Genomic DNA, 8,773 nt, shown 5'->3' with positions numbered 1-8,773 from the left:
GCGCGGGGAGCGCAAAACGCCGGTTTCAGCTCTGCGCCTGACCTTTCCTGCGCGGGGAGCGCAAAACGCCGGCTTCAGCCCTGAGCTGACCGTGTGTTGGGAGCGCTTGCGGCGCAAGTTTTGGCAAGGCGTCCGCGGGGTTTCCAAAGGGGCGGCTAGCCACTTTGGGGTGCTCTTTGGCTACTTTCTCGCACAAGCGAGAAAGTATGCCCGTGGGGCGCGGCGGAACGCGCCAGTGATTCTCAAGCGGCAATGCCGCTTGATTCCCGTGCGCGGCAAAACGCGCTGAATCGGGCGCGCAAAGGGCGCAAAAAGGGCCCGCGTTTTCACGCGAGCCCTTTCTATTTTTATCTGATTATCAGACAAGCTCAATGATTGCCATCTCTGCAGCGTCGCCGCGGCGAGGTCCGATCTTGACGATTCTGGTGTAGCCGCCGTTGGTTTCCTTATATTTCGGGGCAATCTCGTCAAAGAGTTTCTTCGCAACATCCTCTTTCGTGATGAAAGAGAGCACCTGACGCTTGGAGTGCAGGTCGTTCGTTTTCGCCGTCGTAATCATCTTCTCGGCCATTGCACGGACTTCTTTCGCTCTCGTGACAGTGGTTTCGATCTTGCCGTTTTCCAGCAGGAAAGTGACCATTGCTCTGAGCATTGCCATTCTGTGGCTCGAAGTTCTGCCGAGTTTTCTGGTTCCTGGCATCGAATTTCACTCCTTACCTGTGTTTCGTTCGGCGCAGCCGCGCCTCGATTATTCTTCGTCCTTGGAAAGGTCAAATCCCAGTGACTGTAACTTCCAGATAACCTCTTCCAGCGACTTTTTGCCCAGGTTGCGGACCTTCATCATCTCTTCCGGAGATTTGTTGATGAGGTCGGCCACCGTATTGACGCTGGCTCTCTTCAGACAGTTGAATGCGCGGACAGATAAGTCAAGCTCTTCAATGGTCATCTCAAGGAGTTTGTCCTTGCCGGTATCCTCTTTTTTATCCATAATCTCAGTGGCACTCACTTCATCGGAAAGATCGACGAAATGATTGAGTTGTCTATTGAGGATCTTGGCCGCCAGACTGACCGCCTCTTTTGCAGAGATCGTGCCGTCTGTCCAGACTTCAAGCGTTAATTTATCATAGTCGGTTATCTGCTCCACGCGGGTATTCTCAACGGTATAATTGACCTTGAGCACGGGGGTGTAGATGCTGTCCACGGCGATGGTGCCAACCGGAGCTTTCTCGAGCTCGGTGTGTTTGTTGCGGTCGGCGGACACATAGCCCTGCCCTTTTTTGAGGGTGATCTCCATGTTGAGCTTCGCGCCCGCATCCAGCGTTGCAATATGCATGCTCGGATCCAGGATCTCCACCTCGGAGTCACACTCAATACTGCCCGCAGTCACTTCGCACTCGCCCTGTGCATCAATCCGTACCGTCTTGGGCTCATCGCAATACAGCTTTGCGGTAAGGCCCTTAATGTTGAGGATAATTTCGGTTACGTCTTCTTTTACGCCCGGGATTGTCGAGAATTCGTGCTGGATGCCATCGATTTTCACCGAGATGACAGCAACACCAGGAAGAGAGGATAACAGCACGCGGCGCAGCGAATTGCCAAGCGTCGTACCGAAGCCTCTGTCCAGCGGTTCCGCCACAAATTTGCCGTAGGTACCGTCAGATTTGAGCTCGACCGTTTCTATCTTGGGCTCTATGATCTTAACCATATTGGACCCTCCTATCTGGCAGGACCAGTCCCGCCGTTTCATTCTCGTTTCCCTGTAAACCCACAGCCAACCAGGCTGCCAGCGGAGTTTTCACACTACGCAGCATGATTATTTGCTGTACAACTCGACGATCAGATGCTCCTCAACGTCAAGGTCGATATCCTCACGGTTCGGAAGCTCCACGATCCGGCCGGTCATGTTCTGCTTGTTGCATTCGAGCCACTTCGGCACCGGACGCGCGCCCATCGCTTCGACCACGCCTTTGAGCTTGTCGCTCTTCGAAGAAACCGCGATCACATCGCCCGCTTTGCACAGGATCGACGGGATATTGGCTTTCTTGCCGTTTACCGTGAAGTGGTTGTGACGCACAAGCTGGCGCGCTTCTTTTCTCGAGGAAGCGAAGCCCAGGCGGTAAACCACGTTGTCAAGTCTCGACTCGCAGATTCGCAGCAGGTTTTCACCCGTCATGCCGGCTTTGCGCTCCGCCATCTCAAAATACTTCAAGAACTGGCTTTCGAGCACGCCGTAATAACGTCTGGCCTGCTGTTTGGCGCGCAGCTGGATTCCATACTCGGAAAGTTTTCTTGCGCGCGCTTTGCCGTGCTGCCCCGGAACGGAAGCTCTGCGGGTGACGGCACATTTGTCGGTGTAGCAACGCTCGCCCTTCAGGAACAGTTTCTTGTTCTCTCTGCGGCAGAGTCTGCATACAGCACCGGTATATCTTGCCATTAATTGCACCTCCTGATTGGTTTGCATGCCCACGGTAAGACATGGGCACTTCTAACGCACATACGTGCAGTGGACGGCTGTTATACGCGTCTACGTTTCGGCGGACGGCATCCGTTATGCGGGATGGGGGTCACGTCCTTGATCATGTTGACTTCAAGCCCCGCGGCCTGCAGCGCGCGGATTGCGGCCTCACGTCCGGCACCCGGTCCCTTCACGAAAACCTCAACCGTTTTGAGCCCGTGCTCCATGGCAGCTTTCGCAGCGGTCTCGGCAGCGGTCTGCGCGGCGAACGGAGTGCTCTTTCTGGAGCCACGGAAGCCGAGCCCGCCGGCCGAAGCCCAAGAAAGCGCATTGCCCTGGGTATCGGTGATCGTAACGATCGTGTTGTTAAACGTGGACTGGATATGAGCGGCGCCGCGCTCGATATTCTTGCGTTCACGGCGTCTGCGAGTGGCCTTTTTGGCAACAGCTTTTGCCATCGTCTATATCCCTCCCTAATTACTTCTTCTTGTTGGCGATTGTTTTCTTCGGACCTTTTCTGGTACGCGCGTTGGTCTTGGTCCGCTGTCCGCGTACCGGCAGGCCTCTGCGGTGACGGATGCCGCGATAGCAGCCGATTTCGGTCAGACGTTTGATGTTGAGCGCGACTTCACGACGGAGATCGCCTTCCACATGGACGTTGTGATCGATATATTCACGCAGCTTGGACACGTCGTCCTCGGTGAGGTCCTTGACACGGATGTCAGGGTTCACGCCGGTGGACGCGAGGATTTCCTGAGCGGTTTTGCGACCGATGCCGAAGATGTAGGTCAGACCGATCTCGATCCGCTTATCTCTCGGCAGGTCAACGCCAGCTATACGAGCCATACTTTTGTTGCACCTCCATTATTCGGTTTGCACTTAGCCCTGACGCTGTTTGTGCTTGGGGTTTTGGCAAATGACCATGATGCGGCCTTTGCGCTTGATGATCTTGCACTTCTCGCAAATGGGCTTAACGGAAGGTCTTACTTTCATCTGAAATTACCTCCTTTGATTCCCTTGACTGGTTGGTCTGGCTTATTTGGAACGCCAGGTGATGCGTCCCTTGGTCAGGTCGTATGGAGACATCTCCAGTGTGACCTTATCTCCCGGCAAAATACGGATGAAGTTCATCCGCAGTTTCCCTGATATATGAGCCAAAAGCTGATGTCCGTTGGGCAGCTCAACGCGAAACTGCGCGTTGGGCAAGCTTTCCACGACGACGCCTTCAATTTCGATGACATCTTCTTTAGACAAGCAAAATACCTCCCTCTTTCTGCGTAAGCGCCCGAAGCGCCCCCCGCAGCTTTTTGTTCGTTTCGATGCCGGATAAATCCAGCCGTGTGTTGGTTTTCCGAATGTGTTTTACGCTCTTGCGCTTGGGTCTCTCAAGCGGCCGCCGCTTGCCGTCGGCAAGCAGGACATACCCTTTTTCCACCGCGAGCACCAGGTAAAACCCATCCGCGTCATGCCCCGCAATCGACTTTACCACCTGTCCCGCTTCGATCCGCATCCCGCACCTCCCTTAAGGCTGTGTCAGGATTACCGGACCGTCCGCGGTAATTGCAATGGTATTTTCGAAATGCGCTGCCAGCCCGTGATCGACGGTCACGACCGTCCATCCGTCGCTGAGGGTTTTCACCGCCGGACCATGCTGGGTGATCATCGGCTCGACCGCGAGAACCATGCCCGCGACCAGCCGGATGCCGTGGCCCGGCCGCCCGTAATTCGGGACTTCCGGTTCCTCATGCATTTCACGTCCGATGCCGTGGCCCACATATTCGCGCACCACGCCATAACCCTGCGGTTCCACGTAGGACTGCACCGCATGCCCGATGTCCCCGAGCCGCGCGCCAACCTGCATGACCGCCATCGCGGCCAACAGGCTTTCGCGCGTCGCATCCATCAGCCTCTGGGCCTCATCGCTGATCCGCCCTGCGGCAAAGGTTCCCGCGGTATCCCCCTGGTAGCCGTCAATGACGGCCCCCACGTCGATGCTCACGATGTCGCCCTCCTGGATCACGCGTTTGCCCGGGATGCCGTGGATCACCTCGTCGTTCACCGAGATGCATGCGCTCCCTGGAAAACCACCATACCCCAAAAACGAGGGTTTGGCTCCCTTGGAAAGAATAAAACTCTTGATAATGCGGTCAATTTCCCCGGTCGTAACGCCCGGTTTGACCGCCGCGCCGCCCACCTGCAGCGCCTGTGCCGTAATAGAGCCCGCCTTGCGCATTTTGGCAAGCTCCTTAGAGGTCTTCAGCACAACCATATACTCAGGCCTCCAGGGCTTTCAGGGTCCGTGCAGTCGTTTCCTCCACGGTCCCCGCACCCTTGACCACCGCGAGCTTTCCAGCTTTCGCGTAGTAGTCCTTGAGCGGTTCAGTCTGCTGGTGATAAACATTCAGGCGATCCCGGATTGTCGCGGGCTCATCGTCCTTGCGGATGATCAGCCTGCCGCCGTCACGGTCGCACACCCCTTCGGTTTTCGGAGGTTTGTGCTCCACGTGGTAGCTCGCGCCGCACTTTTCGCAGACACGCCGGCCGGAAAGCCGGGCCGTGATGTCCTCGTCCGAGACCTCAATATCGATGACCTTGTCGATCTCGATCTTCATCTCATCAAGCGCTTCGGCCTGCGGGACAGTGCGCGGGAATCCGTCAAGGATAAACCCGTTTTGGCAGTCGTCCTTCGCGAGGCGCTCTTTGATGATCCCAATGACCACCTCATCCGGGACAAGGCTGCCGGCATCCATATAGGATTTTGCCCGAAGCCCCATCTCGGTCCCGTTCTTCAGCGCTTCCCGGATGATGTTTCCGGTGCTGATCGCGGGAATGCCAAACTTGTCGCAGATAATTTCTGCCTGTGTACCTTTGCCGGCGCCCGGAGCGCCAAGAAGGATCAGTTTCATAACCGCACCTCTCCTTACTCTAAGAAGCCCTTGTAGTGACGCATCATCATCTGGGATTCCAGCTGACGGAAGGTATCCAGCGCGACGCCGACGACGATGATGATCGAAGTACCGCCGAGCGAAACATTCAGCTCGGTGAAGGACCCGATAATGATCGGGAGCACTGCAACCAGGGCAAGAACGATACCGCCGATCAGCGTGATCTTCGAGATGATCCGCGCGATGAAGTCGGAGGTTGGGCGGCCCGGACGGATGCCCGGAATGGTGCCGGAGTTGTTCCTGAGGTTGTTGCTCATTTCAATCGGATTATACTGGATCGCCACATAGAAGTAGTTGAATGCGATGATCAGCACAAAGTACAGCGCCGCATACAGCAGCGTATTGTAATGGAATGCCGAAAGGAATTTCCCCCAGAAGCTGTCCGCGGCCGGATGCACGAATGCGCCGATGGTACCGGGGATTGCAAGCAGGGAGGATGCGAAGATGATCGGCATGACGCCCGACATGTTGACCTTGATCGGGATGAAGGTCGACTGGCCGCCATACATCTTACGTCCAACCACCTTTTTGGCGTACTGGACGGGGATGCGGCGCTCCGCGTTGGTCATGACGATGATCGCCGCGATCAAAAGGATAAACACCGCGATCATAACCAGCTCCAGGACAATTGCCGTGAAAGCAAATTCGTTGAGCTTCAGATAGCCCCAGAAGCTGCGCACCGCAGCCGGTCCGCGGGAAACGATGCCCGCGAACAGGATGAGCGAGATGCCGTTGCCGATGCCGCGCTCATCGATGCGCTCACCGAGGTAAACGATGAGCATTGCGCCGGCGGTGAAGGTCGCCACGATGACAAAGGCCACAAAGATGCCTTCCCAACCGGTGGTGTATTTCACAGCGCCCTGCTGGTTCTTCAGCATGGTGTAGTAAGCGAACGCCTGCAGCAACGCAAGGCCGATGGTGGTGTAACGGGTGATCTTCTGGATCTTTTTGCGTCCGTCCTCACCCTCTTTTGCCATCCGTTCAAGTGCCGGAATCGCAACTGTCAGCAGCTGGATGACGATGGAAGAGGTGATATACGGCGTGATGGACAACGCAAAGATGGTTGCGTTGGCAAACGCACCGCCCGAAAGAATATCAAGGTAACCGAGCAGGTTTCCCGCGCCGGAGACCATATTCTGCAAGGCCGCCGGGTCCAAAAACGGAACCGGAACGCCCGCGCCCAGACGGAAGAGGACGATGATCATCAGGGTAAAACAGATCTTCTGCCTCAGTTCGGCGATATGCCATGCGTTTTTTAACGTCGCAAACATATTATTTCACCTCAGCCTTTCCGCCTGCCTTCTCGATCTTCTCTTTGGCGGATGCTGAGAATGCCGCGCAATTGACGGTGAGTTTTTTGGTGAGCTCGCCTCTGCCGAGAACCTTGACGCCGTCAAGGGTCTTTTTCAGCAGACCGGCATCCACCAGCGCCTGCGCGTCGACAACGGCGCCGTCCTCGAATTTCTCAAGGTCGGAAACGTTGACCGTCGCATACTTGGTCGCGAAAATATTGATGAAGCCTCTTTTCGGGACACGTCTCTGGAGAGGCATCTGGCCTCCTTCAAAACCGGGGCGTACGCCGCCGCCCGAACGGGCCTTCTGACCTTTATGGCCTTTGCCTGCAGTCTTTCCGTTACCGGAACCGGCGCCTCTGCCTTTGCGATAAGCGTCGCGGCTGGCGCCCGGGGCCGGAGAAAGTTCATGCAATTTCATTTTACCTGCACCTCCTTAGCTTAGCTTTCGGTAACCTCAACGAGGTGGGAAATTTTTGCGATTTTGCCTTTGGTGGCCTCGTTGTCAGGCTGAATGGTCTCGTTGCCGATCCTGCGCAGTCCAAGGGACTCGGCGGTGGCAATCTGATCGTCTTTTCTGCCGACAAGGCTTTTTACGAGCTTGATTTTAAGCTGTGCCATTTCGCCCGCCTCCTTAACCTATAATATCCTTCACGCCTTTGCCGCGCGTCGCAGCGACCTGCTCGGCGTCACGAAGGGAAATGAGCCCCTGGATGGTGGCGCTGACCACGTTGCAGGGATTGTTGGAGCGCAGGGATTTGGTACGGATGTCCTTGATGCCGGCAGTCTCCATGACCGCACGCACCGGGCCGCCCGCGATAACGCCGGTTCCCTGCGGAGCCGGTTTCATCAGAACACGGCCGGCCCCATATACGCCGATGACCTCATGGGGAATGGTGGTTCCCTTCAGCGAGATCTTGTGAAGATTCTTCTTTGCGTCCTCAATACCCTTGCGGATTGCGTCGGGTACCTCGCCCGCTTTACCAAGCCCGAAGCCGACCGTGCCGTTGCCGTCGCCGACAACCACGAGCGCCGCGAACTTAAAAATGCGTCCGCCTTTCACTGTTTTGGAAACGCGGTTGATTGCTACTACTCTCTCTTTCAGATCGAGGTTCGTTGCATCGATAAGAGCCAAAAGTATCCCTCCTTACTTAGAATTTGAGGCCGCCTTCACGGGCCGCTTGTGCCAATTCCTTGACACGTCCGTGATAGATATATCCGCCGCGGTCAAATTTGACCTCGGCAATGCCTTTGTCAGCAGCTTTCTTGGCGATGATTTCGCCAACCTTCTTGGCCGCTTCCTTGTTCCCGCCAAAACCTTCGAAATCTTTGTCCATGGAAGACGCTGCACACAGCGTTACGCCGTTCACATCGTCAATAATCTGGGCATAGATGTGTTTCGCGGAGCGGAAGATGCAAAGACGCGGGCACTCGGGGGTGCCGCTGATCTTGGCCCTGACTCTGACATGCCGTTTCAGTCTGGCTTCGTTCTTGTCAGGTTTCGTAATCATGTTCGTTCACTCCTTTACTTCTTGCCCTTGCCTGCTTTACCTTCCTTGCGGATGATAACTTCGTCAACATACTTGATGCCCTTGCCCTTATACGGCTCCGGCGGGCGTTTCTCGCGCACTTCGGCGGCGAACTGGCCAACCTTCTGCTTATCTGGGCCGTGGATCACAATTTTGTTCGGCGCAGGCACGTCGATGGTGATATCGGCATTGTCCTCCATGAAGACCTGATGGGAATAGCCGAGTGTCATGACGAGCTGTTTTCCCTGCTTTGCGGCGCGGTATCCGACGCCGTTGATTTCAAGCTCCTTTTTGAACTCCTCGGTGACGCCGTGCACCATGTTGGCGATCAGCGTACGGGTGAGTCCATGCAGGCTCTTTTCGGTTTTTTCATCGCTCGGGCGGGTCACGACGATCTCGTTGCCTTCCATGGCAATGCCGATCTCCGGACGAAACGTCTGGGTGAGGGTGCCTTTCGGGCCCTTGACCGTGACAGTATGGCCGTCGATTTTGACGTCGACGCCCGCCGGCACAGCGATGGGCTTTCTACCAATTCTGCTCATTTCGCTGTAC

General features: G+C 56.0%; 17 protein-coding genes. 1 reads left to right on the top strand and 16 read right to left on the bottom strand.

Annotation, left to right across the window (positions count from 1 at the left end; translation table 11 throughout):
* Nucleotides 1-289, top strand: a 289-nt coding sequence (locus tag DWV16_RS19405) for a hypothetical protein (protein WP_207661948.1), incomplete at its 5' end; no start/stop codon positions are given.
* Between the two features lie 69 nt (nt 290-358).
* Here the strand turns inward: DWV16_RS19405 and rplQ are convergent.
* The 16 genes from rplQ to rplF all read right to left on the bottom strand — a co-directional run bounded on the left by rplQ (nt 359) and on the right by rplF (nt 8,763).
* Nucleotides 359-700: a 50S ribosomal protein L17 gene (rplQ, locus tag DWV16_RS04655; protein ID WP_066455313.1), complete on the bottom strand. Its 342-nt coding sequence runs from the start codon at nt 698-700 to the stop codon at nt 359-361.
* A 48-nt stretch (nt 701-748) separates the two neighbouring features.
* Entirely contained in the window at nt 749-1,705 is a 957-nt protein-coding gene (locus tag DWV16_RS04650; protein ID WP_066455320.1) for a DNA-directed RNA polymerase subunit alpha, read from the bottom strand.
* A 108-nt stretch (nt 1,706-1,813) separates the two neighbouring features.
* Entirely contained in the window at nt 1,814-2,434 is a 621-nt protein-coding gene (gene rpsD / locus DWV16_RS04645; RefSeq protein ID WP_066455325.1) for a 30S ribosomal protein S4, read from the bottom strand.
* Nucleotides 2,435-2,514: 80 nt separating this feature from the next.
* Entirely contained in the window at nt 2,515-2,913 is a 399-nt protein-coding gene (rpsK, locus tag DWV16_RS04640) for a 30S ribosomal protein S11 (RefSeq protein ID WP_066455328.1), read from the bottom strand.
* Between the two features lie 19 nt (nt 2,914-2,932).
* Nucleotides 2,933-3,301 (bottom strand): 30S ribosomal protein S13, encoded by a 369-nt coding sequence (gene rpsM, locus DWV16_RS04635; protein ID WP_066455329.1) that lies wholly within the window; start codon nt 3,299-3,301, stop codon nt 2,933-2,935.
* A gap of 33 nt (nt 3,302-3,334) precedes the next feature.
* Nucleotides 3,335-3,448 carry a 50S ribosomal protein L36 gene (gene rpmJ, locus DWV16_RS04630; protein WP_066455330.1) on the bottom strand — a complete coding sequence of 38 codons (114 nt, stop codon included), beginning with the start codon at nt 3,446-3,448 and terminating at the stop codon, nt 3,335-3,337.
* A 42-nt stretch (nt 3,449-3,490) separates the two neighbouring features.
* Complete coding sequence (gene infA / locus DWV16_RS04625; protein WP_066455331.1) at nt 3,491-3,709, bottom strand: translation initiation factor IF-1; 219 nt, start codon at nt 3,707-3,709, stop codon at nt 3,491-3,493.
* Entirely contained in the window at nt 3,702-3,965 is a 264-nt protein-coding gene (locus tag DWV16_RS04620; protein WP_066455333.1) for a KOW domain-containing RNA-binding protein, read from the bottom strand. The genes infA and DWV16_RS04620 overlap by 8 nt, the downstream gene beginning before the upstream one ends.
* Before the next feature lie 12 nt (nt 3,966-3,977).
* The gene (map, locus tag DWV16_RS04615; protein WP_066455334.1) at nt 3,978-4,724 is read right to left on the bottom strand and encodes a type I methionyl aminopeptidase; all 747 of its coding nucleotides are present in this window, start codon (nt 4,722-4,724) and stop codon (nt 3,978-3,980) included.
* Between the two features lie 4 nt (nt 4,725-4,728).
* A complete protein-coding gene (locus DWV16_RS04610; RefSeq protein WP_066455336.1) occupies nt 4,729-5,361 on the bottom strand; it encodes an adenylate kinase in 633 nt (210 codons plus the stop codon).
* A 14-nt stretch (nt 5,362-5,375) separates the two neighbouring features.
* Complete coding sequence (secY, locus tag DWV16_RS04605) at nt 5,376-6,671, bottom strand: preprotein translocase subunit SecY (RefSeq protein ID WP_066455338.1); 1,296 nt, start codon at nt 6,669-6,671, stop codon at nt 5,376-5,378.
* 1 nt (nt 6,672) lies between these two features.
* Complete coding sequence (gene rplO / locus DWV16_RS04600) at nt 6,673-7,113, bottom strand: 50S ribosomal protein L15 (protein WP_066455340.1); 441 nt, start codon at nt 7,111-7,113, stop codon at nt 6,673-6,675.
* Nucleotides 7,114-7,133: 20 nt separating this feature from the next.
* On the bottom strand, nt 7,134-7,313 hold the full coding sequence (rpmD, locus tag DWV16_RS04595) for a 50S ribosomal protein L30 (protein WP_066455342.1): 180 nt from the start codon (nt 7,311-7,313) through the stop codon (nt 7,134-7,136).
* Between the two features lie 13 nt (nt 7,314-7,326).
* On the bottom strand, nt 7,327-7,827 hold the full coding sequence (gene rpsE / locus DWV16_RS04590) for a 30S ribosomal protein S5 (protein WP_066455344.1): 501 nt from the start codon (nt 7,825-7,827) through the stop codon (nt 7,327-7,329).
* Between the two features lie 16 nt (nt 7,828-7,843).
* On the bottom strand, nt 7,844-8,203 hold the full coding sequence (rplR, locus tag DWV16_RS04585; RefSeq protein ID WP_066455345.1) for a 50S ribosomal protein L18: 360 nt from the start codon (nt 8,201-8,203) through the stop codon (nt 7,844-7,846).
* Nucleotides 8,204-8,217: 14 nt separating this feature from the next.
* Nucleotides 8,218-8,763: a 50S ribosomal protein L6 gene (rplF, locus tag DWV16_RS04580; protein ID WP_066455346.1), complete on the bottom strand. Its 546-nt coding sequence runs from the start codon at nt 8,761-8,763 to the stop codon at nt 8,218-8,220.
* Nucleotides 8,764-8,773 lie beyond the last annotated feature (10 nt).

Source organism: Anaerotruncus sp. AF02-27, from assembly GCF_003465835.1.
Lineage (GTDB): Bacteria > Bacillota > Clostridia > Oscillospirales > Ruminococcaceae > Anaerotruncus > Anaerotruncus rubiinfantis.
The sequence above is the reverse complement of the archived record's forward strand: the minus strand, read 5'-3'. Positions and strand labels throughout refer to the sequence as shown.